Source organism: Marivivens donghaensis (assembly GCF_011806565.1).
GTDB lineage: Bacteria > Pseudomonadota > Alphaproteobacteria > Rhodobacterales > Rhodobacteraceae > Marivivens > Marivivens donghaensis_A.
Genome location: NZ_JAATOP010000001.1, coordinates 357453 through 378817, shown reverse-complemented (window position 1 = coordinate 378817; position 21365 = coordinate 357453). Strand labels below are relative to the sequence as shown.

The window sequence follows — 21365 nt, the reverse complement described above, 5'->3', positions numbered from 1 at the left end:
CGTTAAGACTTCTGAAACCACGCCTCGGTTAACCATGCCGCAATAGTCATGAGAGGCAGAATGGTTTCGACGGCGTATTCCGTGGCGTTTGAAGGTGTCGAGGCGCGCCTTGTGGAAGTGCAATGTGCGGCTACCGCTGGCTTACCGTCATTCTCCATCGTCGGCCTGCCTGACAAGGCCGTGTCCGAAGCGCGCGACAGGATCAGGGCGGCGCTCGAAGCCATGGCCATCGCGCTCCCCAGCCAGCGCATCACGATCAACCTCTCGCCCGCCGACCTGCCCAAGGAAGGTTCGCATTTTGACCTGCCCATCGCCATCGCGCTGCTGGCAGAATTGGATGTGATCCCGCGCGACAAATCCTCCGAAACGGTCGCTATGGGAGAGATGTCGCTCGACGGCAAACTGGTGCATGTGACAGGCGCCCTCCCGGCCGCGCTCGCCGCCTCCGAAGAAGATCGAATGCTCATTTGCCCACCCGTCGCCGCGACCGAAGCCGCGTGGGTCGGCAGCACGGCGGTGTTCGGCGCGGCGACCTTGTACGAGGTCGTGCAGCACCTGAATGGAAAATCGCCCCTACCTCCGGCCGCGCCAAAGGCGAACCGGTCAGGCCCGAAGTTCGACGACCTGAGAGATGTCAAAGGTCAGGAACGCGCGAAACGTGCTTTGGAAATCGCGGCCGCAGGTCGGCACCATCTATTCCTGCTCGGCCCGCCTGGGTCAGGCAAATCCATGCTCGCCAGCCGCATCACGGGCATCATGCCCGAGCTTTCGCCGACCGAAGCGCTCGAAACCTCGATGATTCACTCTGTCGCCGGAGCGTTGGATGACGGCGGCATTTGCCTGACGCGTCCCTTCCGCAGTCCGCACCACACCGCGTCCCGCGCCGCGCTGATCGGAGGCGGGCAAGGTGCTAAACCGGGTGAAGTCAGCCTGGCCCACAACGGCGTTCTGTTCCTCGACGAATTCCCAGAATTTCCGCGCACCGTCCTCGACACGCTGCGCCAACCCATCGAGAGCGGCGAAGTACACGTCGCCCGCGCCAACGCCCACATCCGTTATCCGTGCCGGTTCATGCTGGTTGCCGCCGCAAACCCTTGCCGCTGCGGTCACTTGGCCGATTCCGCTCGCGCGTGCAGTCGCGCCCCCAATTGCGGTACAGATTACCTCGGGCGCATTTCCGGCCCGCTCATGGACCGCTTCGATCTAAGAATCGAGGTGCCGCCCGTGTCCTTCAACGATCTAGACCTGCCCGCGAACGGTGAGCATTCGCACCAGATTGCCCAGCGGGTCAGTACCGCGCGTGCCGTTCAAACTAAGCGCTTTGCCGATCTGGAAAACATCCGCACAAACTCAGAAGCCGAAGGTGCCGTGTTGGAGCAGATTGCCGAGCCCGATGCCGAAGGCCGCAATCTGATCCTTCGTGTGGCCGAGAAATTCGGCCTTACCGCGCGCGGATATCACCGCATTTTACGCGTGGCGCGGACGATTGCAGACCTCGATGGATCGCCAGATATCCGCTACCCGCACTTGGCCGAAGCGGTGAGCTACCGGCTGACTTTGTCAAAAGAAGTCTGAACGAAATGCGCAATTTGCCTGAGAGCATCGCGCGCTTCCGGCACCCAGAGCTCGCCCAAGTGCCAGACATGCGGCGCGCCGTCCCACGTCTGGACCAGTACCTTGCCGCCGCTTTTGCGCAACCTTTCAGCCATACGATAGGTATCGTCTTCCAGCACTTCGGGGCTACCGATCTGCAAATAAACCGGCGGCGGGTGATCGAACTCTGCGAATAGCGGTGACACCCGCGGATCGGAGGGATCAGCCTGGCCCACATAGGCCCGCGCGGCTTCTGTCATGCGGTCAGAGGGGATAACGTCGTCACTTTTTCCGACCTCTTCAACCGAGCGGCCCGACATTGTCAGGTCGGTCCACGGCGACATCGCAAACAGCGCGGCGGGACATTCGCGGCGGGCGCACAGCGTTGCCAAAAGCGCCAACGCCAACCCACCGCCCGCGCTGTCGCCGCCAATGATGATGTCTTCGGGGTGATAACCCCGCGAAATCAGGTCGTCCCAAGCGGCAAGCGCGTCGTCGAAAGCGGCCGGAAATGGATATTTTGGCGCGAGGCGGTAAGCCTGAGCAAAGACAGGATAGCCGGCGTAGCGCGATAGCCGCGCCAGCATCGCAGCATGGGTGTCGGGTGAACCCGCAAAATACGCACCGCCATGGAAGTAGAGGATCACTTTGGACGGATCGGCGCCCTTCCCCGCCAGCCAAAGCGCGGGACGTCCGCCCAATTCACGCGGCAAACGTAACGTGTAGGGCATGAAATGGGTAAAGCGGGAGGCGAGCCGGTCGAGCCGGTCACCATCCCGCTTTGCATCGTCAGTCAGGCTGAAAAGCGGACGAATGGTCAGCCGCGCACCCAGAGCGTAGAGCCTGAGGCGCAGCGACCGCATCATGCTTTGCGGGCCTCGATGGCTTTCCAGATTTTCTCGGCGACGTTGATGCCGTCGAAACGTTCGAGTTCCTGAATGCCGGTCGGAGAGGTCACGTTGATCTCGGTCAGGTAGTTGCCAATGACATCGATGCCGACGAACACTTGGCCTTTTTCCTTCAGGAGCGGGCCGATCGCGGCGCAAATCTCGCGGTCGCGGGCGGTCAGTTCGACCTTTTCGGGGCGGCCACCGACGTGCATGTTCGAGCGGGTTTCGCCCTGAGCAGGCACGCGGTTGATCGCACCGACGGGCTCGCCATCAACAAGGATCACGCGTTTATCGCCAGCCGACACGTCCGGCAGGAATTTCTGCACGATCAGCGGCTCGTTATTGATACCGCTGAACATTTCCCACAGCGAAGCAAGGTTGCCGTCGCCCGATGTCAGCTTGAACACGCCTGCACCGCCATTGCCGTAGAGCGGCTTGAGGATGATATCACCGTGCTTTTCACGGAAATTGCGCAGTGTTTGCAGATCACGTGCAATCGCTGTCGGTGGGGTCAGGTCGGGGAACTGGAGGACTAGCAGCTTTTCAGGGTAATTGCGGACCCAGAACGGATCGTTCACGACCAGTGTTTCGGGATGGATCATGTCCAGAAGGTGAGTGGTCGTGATGTAGCCCATGTCGAACGGCGGGTCCTGACGAAGCCAGACGACATCGTAGTCTGCAAGATCGACTTCCTGCTCTTCGCCGAGTGTGTAGTGATTACCCTTCTCGCGGCGCACCTCGAGCGGCCAGCCGCGTGCGGTGATCCGGCCTTCCTGAAATGCGAGGCGGTCGGGCGTGTAATAAAACAGAGAGTGTCCGCGCTTCTGCGCTTCTTCGGCGATGCGGAACGTGCTGTCGGCGTCGATGTTGATCGGACCGATCGGGTCCATCTGGATTGCGACCTTGAGGGACATGGGTCTTTCCTTTGCTGTTGCCGAATAGATGGCGCAGCATACCCACCGGTGCAACCCTCACAGATCGAAACTGATGTTTTCGTAGATGCGCACCTGCCCTGCGCCATCGACGGTTGCGAGGTCGATACGCATGGCTTTGCCCTTCGCATGCTTGGCCATGTAGTCGCTTGCGCTGATGCAGATCCGCTCGAGCTGGCGCCGCCTGAGGTGCGTGGCTGCGGTGTCATGCCGCGACGAGGCTTTGACCTCGATAAAGACGGTCACATCGGAGAGCTGCGCGATCAGGTCAATTTCACCCGCGCGTCCGCGCCAGCGGCGTTCGATAATCTCCGCTCCGCGTTCCTCGTAAGCGCGTTCGACAATCCCTTCGGCAGCAATACCGGAGTGGTAAGCGAGCGACCCTCGCAGCGCCTTTGCGGTCATTCGCCCTTATCGAGTGACAAAGCTATCTGATAGACCTGCCGTTTCGGCAAACCCAGCGCGCCAGCGACAGCCGTTGCGGCATCTTTGACCCGCATGGTCTTCATTGCCTCGCGCAGTGCGCTTTCCACGTCGACATCCTCCACCTCTGTCGCGCCAGCACGGCCAACGACGACAACCAGTTCACCTTTGACAGAGCGATCGGCGTAAGCCTCGGTGACTTCGGCGAGGGTGCCACGGGTGACTTCCTCAAATTTCTTGGTCAATTCGCGGCACACGGCCACTTCGCGCTCGTCACCAAGAATATCGCGCAAACTCACTAACATTTCCTGAATGCGCTTCGGGCTTTCATAGAAAATCATCGTGGCGGGCGTATCGCGGAGGCTTGCGATCTCGGTCTCGCGCTGGACTTTGCCCGCGGGAAGGAAGCCAATGAACATGAAACGGTCGGAAGGCAGCCCCGAAACGGTCATCGCAGCAAGCGCGGCAGATGCCCCCGGCGCGGCGGTGACGAACAGACCGGCGGCGGCCACGGCGCGCCCCAGTTCATACCCCGGATCGGCGATTAGCGGCGTACCTGCTTCGGAAACGTAGGCGATGGATTTGCCCGCTGCGATCTCTTTGACCAGTCCGTTGACCTCGCCCTGACCGGAGTGGTCGTGGAACGCGACCATCTTGCGGTGGTTGAGCGGAACACCGTGAATATCCATGAGTTTTCGGGCGGTACGGGTATCCTCGGCAGCGATGATATCGGCTGAGGCGAGAATATCGAGGCCCCGCAGGGTCATGTCCCGCGCAGACCCGATCGGCGTTGCGACCATGTAAAGACCAGGCGCAAGAGGACGTATTTCATGATTCATTTCTGGACCCCTCGTCTGCCAAGTCTATTATCCCGTTAAACTAACGTTTGCTGGGGGATGCCGCGAAGGCAACGGCCATGCAAGTAGGGAGCGTATATTTCATGATGAATTTTTCCAGCACCGTCCGGTCGTGGGCCGCACGAATTTTTGCTTTACTATCGCTGATATGGGTCGCGGCATGTGACGTGCCGGTCAGCAGCACCGGCGGAAACACCGGCGCACGCATTGATCCGAGCCAGCCTGTTCAGGTGGCCCTTCTCGTTCCGGGCGGCTCGGCGAAAGAATCCGACAACATTCTCGCCCAGAACCTCGAAAACGCTGCGCGTCTGGCCATGGCCGATCTGAGCGGTGTGACCGTCGATCTGCGTGTCTACAACACCGCAGGTAGCCCTGCGCAGGCTGCTGCCGTCGCGACCCAAGCGGTCAACGATGGTGCTAAAGTCATCCTCGGACCGCTTTATGCCGAAGCGGCAAACGCTGCCGGCGTTGCCGTTGCAGGCCGTAATGTGAACGTGCTGGCGTTCTCGAACAATGCGAGCATTGCGGGCAACAACGTGTTCATTCTGGGCGCAACCTTCCAGAACACTGCAAACCGCCTTGTCAGCTATGCCGCCCGTCAGGGTCGCCGCAACGTAGCTGTTGTCTACGGTGAAGATCTTCAGGGTGCCGTTGGCCGTGACGCAACTGCAAATGCCGCGCGCAACGCAGGTGTCGCGCTGTCGACCGTGCAAAGCTACGGCATGTCGCAGCAGGCGATCATCAGCGCAGCAGGACCGATTGCCAACGCCATCAAATCGAGCGGCGCTGACGCAGTTGTCCTGACAGGCGGTATCAACGCCGACCTTCCGATCATCGCGACCGGCCTGTCGGAGCAGGGTGTCGACTCGTCGAGCTTCGTTGGTCTGACCCGTTGGGACGCCGCTGGCCAAGCGATTTCGCTGCCGGGTCTTCAGAACGGTATCTTCGCCGTGCCGGACACCAACATGATGAACCTCTTCGAAAGCCGTTACACGCAAGCCTACGGCTCCGCTCCGCATCCGCTTGCAGGTCTGGCGTTTGACGGCATCGCTGCAATCGGCGCTCTGGCTGCCGGTGGTGACGCTAGTGCCCTCACCCGCAACAGCCTGACGAAAACTCAGGGCTTTGAGGGCACGCAAGGGGTGTTCCGTCTGCTTCCTAATGGTACAAACGAGCGAGCACTCGCTATCGCACAGATCCAGAACAATCAGGTGGTAATCCTTGAACCTGCCCCAAGAAGCTTTGCGGGATTCGGCTTCTGAGCCGACACTCCTCACGCAAGCCCCGAACGAAACGGCGGCCGAAGGCCTGATTTGCACGGCCGCCGATATCTTTGACAAAGATGCTGTCATTGCTGAAATCGATACCGCAATCGCGGATCTGACGGATGCGATGGACATCCGCAAAGAGACGGTCAAGATTCTGATGGCGGCTCGCAAACGCGGTCTCGCCGCCATCGCCGCCTCCTTTGCCGCGCGTCCCTTCGATGCCAGCCCTGTGACCCGCAGCTATACCTTCCTGACCGACGGTCTGGTCCGCGCGACCCTTTACGTCGCCCGTACAAAGCTGCATCCTCTGCACAATCCGACCGACGGCGAACGCCTCGCGCTTGTGGCGATCGGTGGCTACGGCCGCGGCGAGATGGCCGCGCATTCCGACGTCGATCTGTTGTTCCTGACCCCATACAAGATCACGCCGTGGGCCGAGAGCCTGATCGAGTCGATGCTCTATATCCTTTGGGATTTGCGCCTGAAGGTCGGCCACGCCAGCCGCACGATCAAAGACTGCCTGAAACTCGCGCGCGAAGATTACACGATCCGCACGAGCCTTGTTGAGCTACGTTTCCTCGACGGCGACAAGAAGCTCGCGAAGTCGCTTCAGGAAAAACTCTGGAGCGATCTGTTCAGCAACTCCGCTGCCGACTTCATCGAAGCCAAGCTAACCGAGCGTTCCGAACGTCACCGCAAGCAAGGTGGCCAGCGCTACGTCGTCGAGCCCAACGTGAAAGAAGGCAAAGGCGGTCTGCGTGACCTCCAGTCGCTTTACTGGATCGCGAAGTACGTCAATCAGGTCGAAGACCCGTCCGAGCTGGTTGATCGCGGCGTTTTCACCGCCGAGGAATTCGCGACGTTCGAACAGGCGCAGGAATTCCTCTGGGCCGTGCGTTGTCACCTACACCTGATTACCGGACGCGCCATGGATCAGCTGACGTTCGACCTTCAGGTCGAGGTCGCCGAGCGCATGGGCTACAACGACAACAGCGGTCGCCGCGCGGTCGAGCACTTTATGCAGGACTATTTCCGCCACGCGACCCGCGTGGGCGAGTTGACCCGCATTTTCCTCACCTCGCTCGAAGCAACGCACACCAAGGCCGAGCCCATGCTCACGCGCCTTCTGTCGCGCCGCCGCCGTGCCCGCCCGCCCTACGCGATCAAGCAGAACCGCCTGACGATTGCCGACGAGACCGCGTTCTTCTCGGACCACGTCAACATGCTGCGGATTTTCGAAGAAGCGCTCCGCACAGGCACGCTGCTACACTCGGACGCCATGCGTCTGCTGGCTTCGCACCTTGATCTGATCGACGACAACGTGCGCACCAGCAAGGAAGCGAACCGCATCTTCCTTGATCTGCTCCTGAAGCACGGCAACCCCGAACGTGCGCTGCGCCGCATGAACGAGCTTGGCGTGCTATCGGCATTCATGCCCGAATTCGCCCCCATCGTCGCGATGATGCAGTTCAACATGTATCACCACTTCACCGTGGACGAGCACACCATCCAATGCATCAGCCACCTGGCACGGATCGAACGCGGCGAGCTGGTCGAGGAACTTCCCGTAGCCTCCAGCATTCTGGGCGGCGGGGTGAACCGCAAGATCCTCTATATCGCGATCCTGTTGCACGACATCGGTAAGGGCCGCCCCGAAGACCATAGCGTCGTCGGCGCCCAGATTGCCCGCAAGGTTGCACCGCGTCTTGGCCTCAATAAGAAAGAGGTCGAGACCGTCGAATGGCTGGTCCGCTATCACCTGCTGATGTCGGACATGGCGCAGAAACGGGACATCAGCGACCCGCGTACAGTTCGCGATTTTGCCAAAGCGGTGAAGTCGGTCGAGCGGCTTGATCTGCTCACGGTTCTGACGGTCTGCGATATCAATGGCGTTGGCCCCGGCACGTGGAACAACTGGAAAGCCATGCTGCTACGCGGTCTCTATAATGAAACCCGGCTGGCGCTTGAAAACGGTCTGGAAGAGATCAACCGCGAAACCCGCGAGAACGAGGCGAAGAAGGCTCTTCGCGCGGCTCTGAGCGATTGGGACGCGAAGGACCTTCGCACCGAGATGGGCCGCCATTATGGTCCCTATTGGCAGGGCCTGCCCAATTCGGTCCACATGGTATTTGCGGAGCTACTGCGCAACATCACCGACGCCGAGATCAAGATCGACCTCAAGCTGGACCCTGACCGCGATGCAACCCGTGCGTGCTTTGCCATGGCCGACCACCCTGGTCTGTTCAACCGCCTCACCGGCGCGCTGGCGCTTGTCGGTGCGAACGTGGTCGATGCCCGGACGGACACGTCGAAGGATGGCTATGCGACCGCGATCTTCTGGGTACAGGACGCCGACGGCCATCCCTACGAGGCGAGCCGCCTGCCCCGCTTGCAGCAGATGATCTACCGCACGCTGCGCGGTGAGGTGATTACCCGCGAGGCACTGAAGGATCGCGACAAGCTCAAGAAACGCGAGCAGGCGTTCAAGGTGAAGACCAACATCCTCTTCGACAACGAGGGTTCGGATATCTACACCATCATCGAAGTTGACACGCGCGACCGGCCGGGACTTTTGCATGACCTGACCCGCGTTCTGGCGGCCGACAACGTCTATATCGCGTCGGCAATGATCGCGACGTTCGGTGAGCAGGTCGTCGACACCTTCTATGTCAAAGACATGTTTGGCCTGAAATTCCATCAGGAAAACCGCCGCGCCGCGCTGGAGAAGAAACTGCGCGAAGCAATCCGCATGGGTGTGGAACGGGCAACGGTCTGATGAAGAAAGCTCTGGCTTTCGTCATCATCGTCGTTCTCGGGGTGGCCATAGGTTTGGCCGCCCGCTTGCATTTCGGACGGTTCGACCGCGTAGATGCGTATGTCGACCTGTTAAGCCAAGTCTGTCTGCCGTTCGCCAACCATGAGGACCCGAACCTCGCTGGCTTTGAGGTGCGCCAACAGCAGGATGAAACTGTATCGTATGTCTCGGCGCAGGACCGATTGATGGTCTCGCTCTCGGACAGAGGATGCGAGGTCACCGAGGCCGAGCCGTATTTCGAGGCCGACGAGCAAGCTCGGCTACTGGAAAAAGCCACCGCGTGGGTCGCCGCGCATTTCCCCGAGATGCAGGATGACCCCGATGGCCGGTTGGAAACCGTCGATCTATCGCGCGTCTGGGTGGCGGGCACCTATGGGCAGCCGGATCGCTGGGGGATTTTTCTTATGCGCCTCAATCCGTCAGGGCCTGGGGCATGGACGTCTGTCTTGGTCATGAAACGCCCTATATAAGCTGCACGAATTCTCCATAGTCATTACATGGCCCTGCCAGTAGACAGGCCACATTATTCAACGCAGGACCTTCAAAACCTATGAAACCCATTCGACTTGTCTCCGGCTTTCTCACTGTCGGTCTGTGGACGCTTGTGTCCCGCTTGATGGGTTTTGTGCGCGACATCATGATCGCCGCCTACCTCGGTACCGGCCCTGTCGCCGAAGCGTTCCTGATCGCCTTCTCCCTGCCCAACATGTTCCGCCGCTTCTTTGCCGAGGGCGCGTTCAACATGGCGTTCGTGCCGATGTTTTCGAAGAAATTCGAGGCGGGAGAGGATGCGGAAAAGTTCGCGAACGACGCTTTCACCGGCCTTGCGACGGTCCTGATTGCCTTCACCGTCATTGCGATGGCCGCAATGCCTTGGCTCGTGCTGGCGATGGCCTCGGGCTTTGCCGGCGACGAGCGGTTTGACCTCGCCGTCGATTACGGCCGCATCGCTTTCCCCTATATTCTGTTCATCTCTCTCGCCGCATTGCTGTCGGGCGTGCTGAATTCCATCGGTCGCTTCACCGCTGCCGCTGCTGCGCCTGTCCTGCTGAACGTCCTGTTTATTGCGGGCATGGTTCTGGGGCACGCGCTCGGTTGGCCAGTCGGTGACACCCTGGTCTGGACCGTGCCGCTCGCCGGCTTCGCGCAAATGGCGCTGGTCTGGTACGCGGCGCACAAGGCGGGCTTCACGCTGCGCTTTACCCGTCCGAAATTCACGCCGGAGCTCAAGCGCCTCGCGATTATCGCAGCTCCCGCTGCCCTTTCGGGCGGTGTTGTTCAGGTCAACCTGCTGATTGGTCGCCAGATCGCCAGTTTCTTTGACGGAGCGGTCGCGTGGCTGTCCTATGCCGACCGCCTTTATCAACTGCCGCTCGGCGTTGTTGGCATCGCGATTGGCGTAGTTCTGCTCCCAGACCTGTCCCGCCGTTTGCGTGGCGGTGATATCGACGGCAGCCGCGATGCGTTCAACCGCGCTTGCGAGATGTCGCTCGCGCTGACCATTCCCGCTGCCGTTGCGCTGATGGTCATTCCGGTGCCGCTGGTGCAGGTGCTGTTTGAGCGCGGCGCGTTCGGCAGTGACGACACCATGAACACCGCGATTGCGGTTGCTGTCTATGGCCTCGGTCTGCCTGCGTTCGTGATGCAGAAAACGCTGCAACCGCTGTTCTTCGCCCGCGAAGATACCCGCCGCCCGTTCTATATCGCACTCGCCTCGCTGGCGATTACCGCAACGATGGCCATCGGGCTTGCACCGTTCATAGGCTTCATTGCCTCTGCGATTGCGACCACGCTTTCGGCTTGGGTGGCTGTGTTGATCCTCTGGATCATGTCGCGCCCGATGGGCGAGGCCGCGCAGTTCGACAACCGTTTCAAGCGCCGCATCTGGCGGATCGTCCTTGCATCGTTGGCGATGGGTGCGGTGCTCTGGTTCAGCTACGGCAGCGCGGCGTTCTTCTTTGGCCTGCCGCACATCCGCTATCTGGCGCTCTTCATCCTCGTGATGATCGGGATGGTCAGCTACTTCCTCATCGGCCAGCTTATCGGCGCTTTCCGCATTCGGGAATTTGCCGGAGCGTTCCGCCGCAGCCGCTGATCAGCGCTGACGGATCCGTGCGAGGAAGCCTTGCCATCCGCCGGGTCCGACGAGCGGCGAGAGGATCAGACCGACGCCAAAGCCTGCGAACTCCGATATGCCCAGATAGAGCATCATCGGGGTCGCATCACCGCCGTATCCCATCAGGTAGATCAACTTTACGAACAGGCCCCAGATGATCTGGATCACGAGAAGGATGCCGATCATACTGAACGCCTTCCAACGGTTCGCGCCCTGCTGGCCGAGGCGCACCCACATGATGTGGGAAAACGCGCCGATCAGACCGTAAACCGCTGGGTAGCCGCCGTAGTACGGCCAGTTTTCAGGCGCGATCAGTCCGAAGATCACCGCCGCGACGATGGCCGAGGAAAAGAACACCGTCACGACCGAGGCCCAGTGCCAGCGGTCTCCGACAAATTTGCCAACCGCCAGAGTGATGACGGCAGCAAAGCCGGCGTGCATCAGGCTGCTGTGGACGAACGGGTACGTGACATAGCGGTAGAGATAGTCGAACGGGAACGCCCCCCGCGCAAACATCTCGTGCTGGATGGCGGGGAAAAACGCAAAATCGTTGATCGTATCCGCACGCCAGCCGACGCCCTGCGCACCGCCAGCCAGACCGGCCGTGGCCAGTTGCATGACCAGTTCGATCCCGACCATCAACAGCGCCAGCACCAGAACTGCGGGCGGAATGGGATTAATGACTCGTTCCTGCTCCATTGTCTCGCCTCCGTGGACACATCGCATTGACGCGACTTTTCCCCCTCGGTAAGCCTTCGCGCACTGTAAATCCAGACCCGGAAGGTTTCAGATGACCGATAACAATTTCACGCCCCGCGTGTTCTCTGGCATCAAACCCTCGGGCGGGCTGACCCTTGGCAACTATCTCGGCGCGATCAAACGCTTCGTGGATATGCAGGGCGGCCAGTTCGAGACGATCTATTGCGTGGTGGACCTTCACGCGATCACCGTCTGGCAGGATCCCAAGGAACTGGCGAACGCGACCCGCGAGGTTGCGGCCGGATACCTTGCCTCGGGTATCGATCCCGAGAAGTCGATCCTGTTCAATCAGGCACAGGTCGCGGAACACGCCGAACTGGGCTGGATTTTCAACTGCGTCGCCCGCGTGGGCTGGATGAACCGCATGACGCAGTTCAAAGACAAGGCCGGTTCGGGGAAGGACGCCGAGAAGGCCTCGCTCGGTCTTTATGCCTATCCGTCGCTGATGGCCGCCGACATTCTTCTGTACCACGCAACCCACGTTCCGGTGGGCGAGGACCAGAAGCAGCACGTCGAACTGACCCGCGACATCGCCAAGAAGTTCAACCACGACTTCAAAGTCGACTTCTTCCCCGAGACCACTCCGGTCATCGAGGGCCCTGCCATGCGCGTGATGAACCTGCGTGACGGCTCCAAGAAGATGTCGAAGTCGGGCGAGAGCGACATGGAACGCATCAACATGACCGATGATGCCGACCAGATCGCCAAGAAGTTTAAGAAAGCCAAGTCGGACGCCGAGCCGCTGCCGGAAACACTGGAAGGTCTGACTGACCGTCCCGAGGCGCGTAACCTCGTCAACATCTACGCCGCGCTCAACGATATGACCAACGAACAGGTCATCACCGAGTACGCGGGCGCGGGTTGGGGCAAGTTCAAACCGGCTCTGGCGGATCTCGCTGTCGAAAAGCTCGCGCCGATCTCCACCGAGATGAAGCGCCTGATGGACGATCCGGCTGAAATCGATCGCCTGCTGACCCGCGGCGCCGAACGCGCCCGCGAGATCGCGCAGCCGATCCTGAAGCAAACATACGATATCGTCGGCCTTCTTCGCGGCTGACATCGAAGCGTCACACAACTGAAACGGAATCAAGGAACGCTGTCATTACCGGTGTTCCTGTCCGTCGCCGGTCCAAGTCTAGCGTGTCCCCGCTGGCAGAATACTCCGCGTCCACGCTTGCCCCAGCGTGGGCGCGCTTTTGTTTTCGGGCTCATCCCAGAGGTGAAAGCGCCGCCGACAACGATCATTGCAAGTGAGGGGCGGTTCCGACAATATCCCCGAACAAAGGGGACCTTCATGCGTAAATTCCTAGTCGTGCTCGACGATAGCCGCGAATGTCTGAACGCGATGCGCTTTGCCGCGATGCGCGCGCACAACACCGGCGGCGGTGTCACCATCCTGTCGGTCATCACTCCCGACGAGTTCAATCACTGGATCGGTGTGGGCGAGATCATGCGCGAAGAAGCGCGCGAACGGATCGTGGCCCATTACGAGGTTTTCGCAAAGTGGATGCGCGACCGCCAGAACATCGACCCCGAACTGGTGATACGCGAAGGCGAGCCGGTGCCGCAGATTCTCGATGTTGTGAGTACGGATCCCGACATCGGTGTGTTAGTGCTTGGCGCGGGCGACGATAAGAAGGGTCCTGGCCCTCTCGTCAGCCAATTGACGCGGCAATCGGGTAGTTTGCCCATCCCGATTACTATCGTTCCGGGCGATCTGAGCAAAGAAAAGCTCGAGATGATTACCTGAGGGCAAAAAACTTCGAAAAAATTCCGTTTTTTTTCCGGGTCAAGCGCGCAATATTTTGCGCGCTTTTTTGCTGGTTCCATCCACTTCTGCGCGCTGATGCACACTGCGGTGACTAATAATATCGGGAACCCCTTCACAACTCCGGACACCCCTAAAAGTTCAATTTTTTATGGCCAAAATCGCAAAAATCTTTTCAGCTTTCCGGCCCTTCACACTCCGAAAATCAGGCACATATCGAATAGCACAAACGGCGCAACACACCGCGTCGCCCTTAAGATAACTGGAGATATATTATGAAAAAGTTCACTCTTGCCGCCGCCGCCGCTGCTACCATGATCGCTTCGAGCGCTTTTGCACTGAGCAGCGCTGACGCTTACTTCGACGAAACCGACAACGTTGTTCTCGGTTCGGAAATCACTCTGGAAACCGTAATGGCTCCGGCTGATGGCGTCATCTCGATCTACGACTACTCGGGTAACGAGCAAGGCGCTCTGCTGGGTACCGACCTGATCGACGGTGGCCTGACTTCGAACGTTGTTGTCGACATCGACGACTATGCAACCACTGACCAGATCCTCGTCACCCTGACCGTGGACGGCGAAGTTGTTGCTTCGAAGACCATGTACACCACCGACATGTAATTCGTTTTTCGGATTACTCCGGAAGAGGGTCGCCATTGGCGGCCCTTTTTCTTTTTAGAATTGTTCTAAACATTGACATTCCCGATGGCTCTCACCATTTTACAACCCTGACAGAAAGGGTTGGCCATCATGTTTATCCAGACCGAATCCACGCCGAACCCGGCGACGCTGAAATTCCTTCCGGGCCAGACCGTACTCGAAGCAGGCACCGCCGATTTCCCGAACGCGACCGCCGCTGAGAAGTCCCCGCTCGCCAGCCGCATTTTCGCGACCGGCGGCATTGCCGGTGTGTTCTTCGGCAACGATTTCGTAACCGTCACCAAAGAAGACTCGGTCGAGTGGGACCATATCAAGCCGGCAATCCTCGGCGCGATTATGGAGCACTTCCAGTCCGGCGCCTCGGCCATCGAAGGCACCGACGCGAGCGGCGGCCACAACTCCGAACACGTTGCGGAAGAAGACGTGGCTGTGGTCGAACAGATCAAAGAGCTCCTCGATACCCGCGTGCGTCCGGCCGTTGCGCAGGATGGCGGCGATATCACGTTCCACGGTTTTGATCGCGGCGTTGTCTATCTGCACATGCAGGGCGCTTGCGCCGGTTGCCCCTCGTCGACCCTGACGCTGAAGATGGGCATCGAAAACCTGCTGCGCCACTACGTTCCTGAAGTGCTCGAGGTCCGCCCCGTTGCGGTTTGATCGACCAGTACTGGCGTTTGATACATCGGCGGCGCATTGCGCCGCCGCTTTGTTATTGACCGACGGCACCGTGCACACGCGGGTCGAAGAGATGTCCAAGGGACAGGCCGAGCGCCTGATGCCCTTGGTCGAAGAACTGCTGGCGGAACACGGGCTGAAAATGTCCGACCTCGGCGCGATTGGCGTTGGCATCGGGCCGGGCAACTTCACAGGCATTCGGATTTCGGTGTCCGCAGCTCGCGGTATCGCGCTCGGCCTCGGCATTCCGGCTATCGGCGTCGACGGGTTTGACGCACGCGCCTTTGGCCACAGCGCCCCCGTCACCACAGTGATCGCCGCGCCGCGCGGTCAGGTTTATGCCCGCGATGACAATGGTGCGCCCGAAATGCGCAGCGCCGAAGACCCTTCGCCCTACCCCGTCGTGCCTGAGCCGACCGCGCATCAGTTGATCGAGAATGTCGCCCTTATCGCCGTCGAGCGTGCGACGACCGACCAACCGCGCCCTGCTCCGCTCTATGTGCGTGCCGCAGATGCCGCCCCGCCGCGCGATGCGGCACCGAAAATCCTGACATGAATACGGACCGGATGGCGGACATCCACGCGCGGAGCTTCACTGTGCCGCGCTCGTGGTCGGCCACGGAGTTGGACAGTTTCAGAATGGACCCGAAGGTCATCACGATCACATCCGAAAACGGGTTCGCGATGGGACAGGTCATACTGGACGAAGCAGAGGTTCTGACAGTCGCCGTCGATCCCGATGCCCGCCGTTCTGGCGAGGGTCGCCAACTAATGACGGACCTCCTCGCGGCGGTGCAAGCCCGTGGCGTGACGCGGGTTTTTCTGGAAGTGAACGTCAACAACTCTGCCGCGATCGCGCTTTACCGCACTTTCGGATTCTCCGATTCGGGATTGCGCCGTGGCTACTACGCAGTGGGTGACGGAACGTCACATGATGCATTACTCATGCAGGTTACGCTAAAGGCGGCGTAAACTTTGATCACGCGATCAAATCTCTATCAAATGACGCGAGATTCAGGTTGACCCTGTCGCTTACCCGCGCCTCTAATTAAGGCAGACACGAAGATGTCGAGGACCGACCAGTTAGGACGGTCCCACAATCCAGTTGGGAGAATACTCATGAGCCTCTTCACCAAATTCCTCGGCGCATCGACCGCGCTGGCCCTGACCGCAGGCGCCGCGATGGCCGACCCCGCCGTGATCTTCGACCTCGGTGGTAAGTTCGACAAATCGTTCAACGAAGCTGCCTTCACCGGCGCGCAGCGTTGGGCCGAAGAAACCGGCGGCAGCTTCGCCGAAACCGAGATCACCTCGGACGCGCAGCGCGAGCAGGCGATCCGCCGCTTCGCCGAAGACGGCTACAACCCGATCGTCATGGCCGGCTTCTCGTGGGGCACCCCGCTGGCAACCGTTGCTGCTGACTATCCGGATATCAAGTTCACCATCATCGACTCGGTCACCGATGCTCCGAACGTCCGTTCGGTCGTCTTCAACGAGCACGAAGGTTCGTACCTCGTAGGTATGCTGGCTGCTATGGCTTCGGAAGACGGCACTGTCGGCTTCATCGGCGGCATGGACATCCCGCTCATCCGCAAGTTCGCTTGTGGCTACGCACAGGGCGTTCTGGCTGTGAACCCCGATGCGACCGTCATCGCCAACATGACCGGCACCACTCCGGCAGCTTGGAACGATCCGGTTAAAGGTTCGGAACTGACCCTCGGTCAGATCAGCCAGGGCGCTGACGTGATCTACGCAGCTGCCGGCGGCACCGGCGTTGGTGTTCTCCAGACTGCAGCCGACCAGGGCGTTTACTCGATCGGCGTCGACTCGAACCAGAACTACATGCAGCCGGGTTCGGTTCTGACCTCGATGCTCAAGCGCGTCGACAACGCAGTCTACGATGCCTTCTCGGCTGGTACCGACGTTGAAGTCGGCCTGCAGGTCATGGGACTCGACAACGACGGTGTTGGCTACGCTCTCGACGAGTACAACGAAGAGCTGATCACTGACGAAATGAAGGCAGCTGTCGAAGAAGCAACCGCACAGATCGCTTCGGGCGAGCTGATGGTTCACGACTATATGTCGGACGAAACCTGCCCGGCTCTGGACTTCTAATTCCAGCGCTAGCACATCACGGGGCCGCGCCGCATTGTTCGGCGCGGCTTTCGCTTTCCGACCCGAGGGACAAGCATGAACGACATCGCTCCCGCCATTGAACTTAAGGGCATTTCCAAAGCTTTCGGCCCCGTTCAGGCGAACAAGGACATTTCCATCCGGGTTAGGCCCGGTACCATCCACGGCATTATCGGTGAGAACGGCGCGGGCAAATCAACGCTCATGTCGATCCTCTACGGGTTCTACAAAGCCGACTCCGGAGAAATCTGGGTTAACGGCAAACAGACCGAAATCCCCGACAGTGAAGCGGCAATTGCAGCCGGTATCGGGATGGTCTTCCAGCATTTCAAACTGGTCGAGAATTTCACAGTTCTCGAAAACATCATTCTCGGCGTCGAGGATGGCTTCCTCCTCCGCCCCTCGCTGAGCAAAGCGCGCCGCGAGCTGAAATCTCTCGCTGACGAATACGGGCTCAACGTCGATCCCGATGCCGTCATCGAAGAGATCGGCGTCGGCATGCAGCAGCGTGTAGAAATCCTGAAGGCGCTGTACCGCCGCGCCAACATCCTCATCCTCGACGAGCCGACGGGCGTTCTGACGCCTGCGGAGGCGGACCAGCTGTTCCGCATCCTCGACCGTCTGCGCGAAGAGGGTAAGACGATCATCCTGATCACGCATAAACTGCGTGAAATCATGGACATCACCGACACGGTGTCGGTCATGCGCCGCGGCGAGATGACCGCGACTGTCAAGACAGCCGAGACCAATCCGCAGGAACTGGCGGAGCTGATGGTCGGTCGTAAGGTACTCCTGCAAGTCGACAAGATCCCCGCCAAACCGGGTGACGTCGTGCTCGACGTGCAGCATCTGGATGTGACCGACAATCAGGGTGTCCACCGCGTCAAGGACGTGTCCTTCAACATCCGCGCGGGCGAGATCCTAGGCATCGCGGGCGTTGCAGGTAACGGTCAATCGGAACTGCTCGAAGTCCTCGGCGGCTATCGCAAGGCGGACGGCAAGGTTCTGGTGAACGGTCAGGAGATTGACCTGTCCTCCAAGGCCGACGGACAGGACCGCCGCCGCGCAGGCATTTCGCACGTCCCCGAAGACCGCCACCGCGAAGGTCTGATCCTGAACTTCTCGGCTTGGGAAAACACCGCCTTCGGCTACCACATGGACGAGCGCTACCAGAAAAACGGCCTCATCATGGATAACGCGGCCATCATCCGCGACACCGCCGAAAAGATGGAACGGTTCGACGTTCGCCCGCCCAACCCGATGCTCGCCGCCAAGAACTTCTCGGGCGGCAACCAGCAGAAGATCGTCGTGGCCCGCGAAATCGAGCGCAATCCGGACATCCTGCTGATCGGCCAGCCGACACGCGGTGTCGACATCGGCGCGATCGAATTCATTCACAAGCAGATCGTCGCGCTGCGCGATCAGGGCAAAGCCATCCTGCTCGTGTCGGTCGAACTCGACGAGATCATGTCCCTTTCGGACAGGATCGCCGTGATGTTCGACGGCAAGATCATGGGCGAACGCCTTCCGCATGAAACAGACGTCAACGAACTCGGCCTTCTGATGGCCGGTATGCAGAGGGAAACTGCCTGATGCAAAAGATCCCAAACTGGGCCGATGTGGTCCTCGTCCCGCTAATCTCGCTATTGCTAGCGGCGATCATCTCGGCCATCGTTCTGCTGATTATCGGCCAGAACCCAATCGAGGCGCTCGGCATCCTGATCACTGGCGCGCTCGGCACGTCCACGAACCTGTCGTACACGCTGTACTACACGACCAACTTCATCTTCACCGGCCTCGCCGTTGCGGTCGCCTATCATGCGCGCCTGTTCAACATCGGCGCAGAAGGTCAGGCTTATATCGGCGGACTGGGCGCGGCGCTTGCATGTCTTTATGTGCCGTGGCCGCACTGGACCATCGCACTGATTGGCGCTGGCGCGACCGCTGCCATTTTCGGCGCAGCGTGGGCAGCGATCCCCGCCTACCTGCAAGCCAAGCGCGGCAGCCACATCGTGATTACCACGATCATGTTCAACTACATCTCCTATCCGCTGCTGAACTACCTGCTGAACGGCCCGATCAAGGCCGAAGGCATGGAAGCCGCGACGCCCTCTTTCGCCTCCAACACGCACCTGCCGAACCTGTCCGAAGTCCTCGGCTTTTTCGGTATCGAGTTCGCCCGCACCGGCCCCGCCAACGTGGCGCTGATCGTGGCGCTGATCGCTTGTGTGGGCGTCTGGGCGCTGATCTGGCGCACCAAGCTCGGCTACGAGACGCGCGCCTACGGTGAAAGCGAACCGGCGGCGAAATACGCAGGCATCAACCCGACCAAGATCATCATGGTCGCCATGCTGATATCCGGCGGCCTTGCTGGCATGATGGCGATCAACAACGTCATGGGGGAAGCCGAACGCCTCGTTCTCAATGCTGTCGAAGGCGCTGGCTTCATCGGTATCGCCGTGGCGCTTATGGGCCGCAACCACCCGTTCGGCATCCTGCTCGCCGCGCTCCTCTTCGGTGCGCTCTATCAGGGCGGCGCGGAACTGTCGGCAGAGATGCGCATCCCCCGCGAAATGGTCACCGTCATTCAGGCGCTTGTCATCCTGTTCACCGGCGCTCTGGACAACATGGTGCGGATGCCGATCGAGAAGATCTTCTTGATGATCCGCAACAATAAGGAGGCCAACTGATGGATCTCTTGGCTCTATTCGACATTGCGGTTCTTGACGGCACTGTCCGCCTCGCTGTGCCGCTGCTCCTTGCCTGTCTCGCGGGTCTGTTCTCGGAACGTGCGGGCGTGTTCGACATCGGACTTGAAGGCAAGATGCTGATCTCGGCCTTCTTTGCCGCTGCGGTTTCGTTCGAAACCGGCAACGTCTGGATCGGCCTGTTTGCGGGTATCGCGTCATCGGTCGTGCTGTCGCTGCTGCACGGCCTTGCGTCGATCACCTTCCGCGGCAACCAGCTGATCTCTGGCGTTGCGATCAACTTTTTCGCCTCGGGCATCACGGTCATCGCCGCGCAGGCGTGGTTCGGTCAGGGTGGCCGTACGCCTTCGCTCTCGGGCGATGCACGTTTCGACCCCATCGTTTTTCCCGGTGCGCTGACCAAGATCCGCGAGATCATGAAAGCCGACTGGGGCATGAAGGTCTATTCGGAGCTTCTGTCCGGTCACACCATCATCGCCTACGCCGCGATTTTCATCGTGCCGCTGGTATGGTGGGTTCTCTACCGCACCCGCTTCGGACTGCGTCTGCGTGCTGTCGGTGAAAATCCCGGTGCTGTCGACACCGCAGGGATTTCGGTCCAGCGGATGCGCTATTCGGCCGTCATCATTTGCGGCGTGCTGACCGGTATCGCAGGTGCATATCTGTCGACCGGCATCCAAGCGGGCTTTGTGCGCGAAATGACTGCGGGCCGTGGCTATATCGCCCTCGCCGCGCTGATCTTTGCGAAATGGCGTCCGTGGTACGCGCTGGGTGCGACGCTGCTGTTTGGCTACCTCCAAGCACTGGCGATCCGCCCCGACATCCTTGAGCGCGCTATCGGCATCAAGGTCCAGACACAGGTTCTGGACGCCCTGCCCTACGTGCTGACTGTTATTGTGCTTGCCGGTTTCGTCGGTAAAGCGATCCCGCCGCGTGCGGGTGGAGAGGCCTATGTCAAAGAACGCTAAACTCATCGAGACCATCCGCGAACACGCGGGCGACGCACCGGTCAAACTGGGCCTGATCCTCGGATCGGGCCTCGGCCACCTTGCCGGTGCTGTCGAAGGCGTCGCGATCCCCTACTCGGAACTGCCGGGCTTTCCGCATGCTGGCGTGTCGGGTCACAACCCGAACCTCGTCATCGGGACACTCGAAGGCGTCCGCGTGGCCGTCTTCGGTGGCCGCGCGCACTACTATGAACGCGGCAAGCCGGACGAGATGCGCGTTCCGCTCGAGGTTCTGTGCGAACTGGGCGCGGATACCGTGATCGCGACCAACGCTGCGGGTTCGCTTCAGGCGGACATGCCGACGGGTTCAATCATGGCGCTGACCGACCACATCAATTTCAGCGGCCTGAACCCGCTGATCGGCGAGCCGACCGACAAACGCTTCGTGCCGATGATGGACGCCTACGAGCCCGAGCTGCGTAACAAGCTGCTCGCCGCTGCCGAGGCCGAAGAGGTCGAGATGCACAAGGGTATCTACGCTTGGTACTCCGGCCCGTCGTTCGAGACGCCCGCCGAAATCCGCGCGATCAAGACGCTGGGCGCTGATGCGGTTGGTATGTCGACGGTTCCCGAGGTCATCCTCGCCCGTTTCATGGGCCTACGCGCTGCGGCGATCTCCACGATCACCAACATGGCTGCTGGCATGAGCGACGAAGCGATCAGCCACGAGCACACCAAAGCGATGGCTCCGCTCGGCGCCGCAAAGCTGGAAAAGGTCCTGCGCCGGTTCCTGCGCGACCTGTAAAATCAAAGGCGCCC

The 21365-nt window shown here is 60.3% G+C and carries 21 protein-coding genes; 16 read left to right on the top strand and 5 right to left on the bottom strand.

Going from position 1 to position 21365, the window contains the following annotated elements:
• The first annotated feature begins 60 nt into the window (after positions 1-60).
• Positions 61-1575, top strand: coding sequence for a YifB family Mg chelatase-like AAA ATPase (locus tag HCZ30_RS01955; protein ID WP_167636073.1), 1515 nt, complete (start codon positions 61-63; stop codon positions 1573-1575).
• Here the strand turns inward: HCZ30_RS01955 and HCZ30_RS01950 are convergent.
• Genes HCZ30_RS01950 through rsmI form a run of 4 tightly spaced genes read right to left on the bottom strand, consistent with a single transcriptional unit; the run spans position 1545 to position 4677 of the window.
• Positions 1545-2459 carry an alpha/beta hydrolase fold domain-containing protein gene (locus HCZ30_RS01950; protein ID WP_167636072.1) on the bottom strand — a complete coding sequence of 305 codons (915 nt, stop codon included), beginning with the start codon at positions 2457-2459 and terminating at the stop codon, positions 1545-1547. The two genes, HCZ30_RS01955 and HCZ30_RS01950, sit on opposite strands and share 31 nt — an antisense overlap.
• Complete coding sequence (gene gshB / locus HCZ30_RS01945; RefSeq protein WP_167636071.1) at positions 2456-3397, bottom strand: glutathione synthase; 942 nt, start codon at positions 3395-3397, stop codon at positions 2456-2458. Before gshB ends, HCZ30_RS01950 begins: the two co-directional genes overlap by 4 nt.
• A gap of 57 nt (positions 3398-3454) precedes the next feature.
• Positions 3455-3820 (bottom strand): YraN family protein, encoded by a 366-nt coding sequence (locus HCZ30_RS01940; protein ID WP_167636070.1) that lies wholly within the window; start codon positions 3818-3820, stop codon positions 3455-3457.
• The gene (rsmI, locus tag HCZ30_RS01935; protein WP_167636069.1) at positions 3817-4677 is read right to left on the bottom strand and encodes a 16S rRNA (cytidine(1402)-2'-O)-methyltransferase; all 861 of its coding nucleotides are present in this window, start codon (positions 4675-4677) and stop codon (positions 3817-3819) included. The genes HCZ30_RS01940 and rsmI overlap by 4 nt, the downstream gene beginning before the upstream one ends.
• 101 nt (positions 4678-4778) lie before the next feature.
• Here rsmI and HCZ30_RS01930 point away from each other — a divergent pair, with 101 nt between their 5' ends.
• The 4 genes from HCZ30_RS01930 to murJ all read left to right on the top strand — a co-directional run bounded on the left by HCZ30_RS01930 (position 4779) and on the right by murJ (position 10873).
• A complete protein-coding gene (locus HCZ30_RS01930; RefSeq protein WP_167636068.1) occupies positions 4779-5957 on the top strand; it encodes a penicillin-binding protein activator in 1179 nt (392 codons plus the stop codon).
• On the top strand, positions 5917-8739 hold the full coding sequence (locus tag HCZ30_RS01925) for a [protein-PII] uridylyltransferase (RefSeq protein WP_432442750.1): 2823 nt from the start codon (positions 5917-5919) through the stop codon (positions 8737-8739). The genes HCZ30_RS01930 and HCZ30_RS01925 overlap by 41 nt, the downstream gene beginning before the upstream one ends.
• Positions 8739-9248 (top strand): hypothetical protein, encoded by a 510-nt coding sequence (locus tag HCZ30_RS01920; RefSeq protein ID WP_167636067.1) that lies wholly within the window; start codon positions 8739-8741, stop codon positions 9246-9248. Before HCZ30_RS01925 ends, HCZ30_RS01920 begins: the two co-directional genes overlap by 1 nt.
• A gap of 80 nt (positions 9249-9328) precedes the next feature.
• Entirely contained in the window at positions 9329-10873 is a 1545-nt protein-coding gene (gene murJ, locus HCZ30_RS01915) for a murein biosynthesis integral membrane protein MurJ (RefSeq protein WP_167636066.1), read from the top strand.
• Here murJ and HCZ30_RS01910 read toward each other — a convergent pair whose 3' ends face one another.
• Positions 10874-11593, bottom strand: a complete 720-nt coding sequence (locus HCZ30_RS01910) for a rhomboid family intramembrane serine protease (protein WP_167636065.1) — start codon at positions 11591-11593, stop codon at positions 10874-10876.
• A 91-nt stretch (positions 11594-11684) separates the two neighbouring features.
• Between HCZ30_RS01910 and trpS the strand changes: the two genes are divergently transcribed.
• The 11 genes from trpS (at position 11685) to HCZ30_RS01855 (ending at position 21351) form a co-directional block, all read left to right on the top strand.
• A complete protein-coding gene (trpS, locus tag HCZ30_RS01905) occupies positions 11685-12710 on the top strand; it encodes a tryptophan--tRNA ligase (RefSeq protein WP_167636064.1) in 1026 nt (341 codons plus the stop codon).
• A gap of 237 nt (positions 12711-12947) precedes the next feature.
• Positions 12948-13403, top strand: coding sequence for a universal stress protein (locus HCZ30_RS01900; RefSeq protein WP_167636063.1), 456 nt, complete (start codon positions 12948-12950; stop codon positions 13401-13403).
• 293 nt (positions 13404-13696) lie between these two features.
• A complete protein-coding gene (locus tag HCZ30_RS01895; RefSeq protein ID WP_167636062.1) occupies positions 13697-14044 on the top strand; it encodes a hypothetical protein in 348 nt (115 codons plus the stop codon).
• A gap of 129 nt (positions 14045-14173) precedes the next feature.
• Positions 14174-14740 carry a NifU family protein gene (locus HCZ30_RS01890; protein WP_167636061.1) on the top strand — a complete coding sequence of 189 codons (567 nt, stop codon included), beginning with the start codon at positions 14174-14176 and terminating at the stop codon, positions 14738-14740.
• On the top strand, positions 14730-15314 hold the full coding sequence (tsaB, locus tag HCZ30_RS01885; RefSeq protein WP_167636060.1) for a tRNA (adenosine(37)-N6)-threonylcarbamoyltransferase complex dimerization subunit type 1 TsaB: 585 nt from the start codon (positions 14730-14732) through the stop codon (positions 15312-15314). The genes HCZ30_RS01890 and tsaB overlap by 11 nt, the downstream gene beginning before the upstream one ends.
• A complete protein-coding gene (rimI, locus tag HCZ30_RS01880) occupies positions 15311-15730 on the top strand; it encodes a ribosomal protein S18-alanine N-acetyltransferase (protein ID WP_167636059.1) in 420 nt (139 codons plus the stop codon). Before tsaB ends, rimI begins: the two co-directional genes overlap by 4 nt.
• Before the next feature lie 147 nt (positions 15731-15877).
• The gene (locus HCZ30_RS01875; RefSeq protein WP_167636058.1) at positions 15878-16873 is read left to right on the top strand and encodes a BMP family lipoprotein; all 996 of its coding nucleotides are present in this window, start codon (positions 15878-15880) and stop codon (positions 16871-16873) included.
• A 75-nt stretch (positions 16874-16948) separates the two neighbouring features.
• Positions 16949-18484, top strand: a complete 1536-nt coding sequence (locus tag HCZ30_RS01870; RefSeq protein ID WP_167636057.1) for an ABC transporter ATP-binding protein — start codon at positions 16949-16951, stop codon at positions 18482-18484.
• A complete protein-coding gene (locus HCZ30_RS01865; RefSeq protein ID WP_167636056.1) occupies positions 18484-19581 on the top strand; it encodes an ABC transporter permease in 1098 nt (365 codons plus the stop codon). The genes HCZ30_RS01870 and HCZ30_RS01865 overlap by 1 nt, the downstream gene beginning before the upstream one ends.
• Positions 19581-20567 carry an ABC transporter permease gene (locus HCZ30_RS01860; protein WP_167636055.1) on the top strand — a complete coding sequence of 329 codons (987 nt, stop codon included), beginning with the start codon at positions 19581-19583 and terminating at the stop codon, positions 20565-20567. The genes HCZ30_RS01865 and HCZ30_RS01860 overlap by 1 nt, the downstream gene beginning before the upstream one ends.
• Positions 20551-21351 (top strand): purine-nucleoside phosphorylase, encoded by an 801-nt coding sequence (locus HCZ30_RS01855; RefSeq protein ID WP_167636054.1) that lies wholly within the window; start codon positions 20551-20553, stop codon positions 21349-21351. The genes HCZ30_RS01860 and HCZ30_RS01855 overlap by 17 nt, the downstream gene beginning before the upstream one ends.
• The last annotated feature ends 14 nt before the right edge of the window (positions 21352-21365 follow it).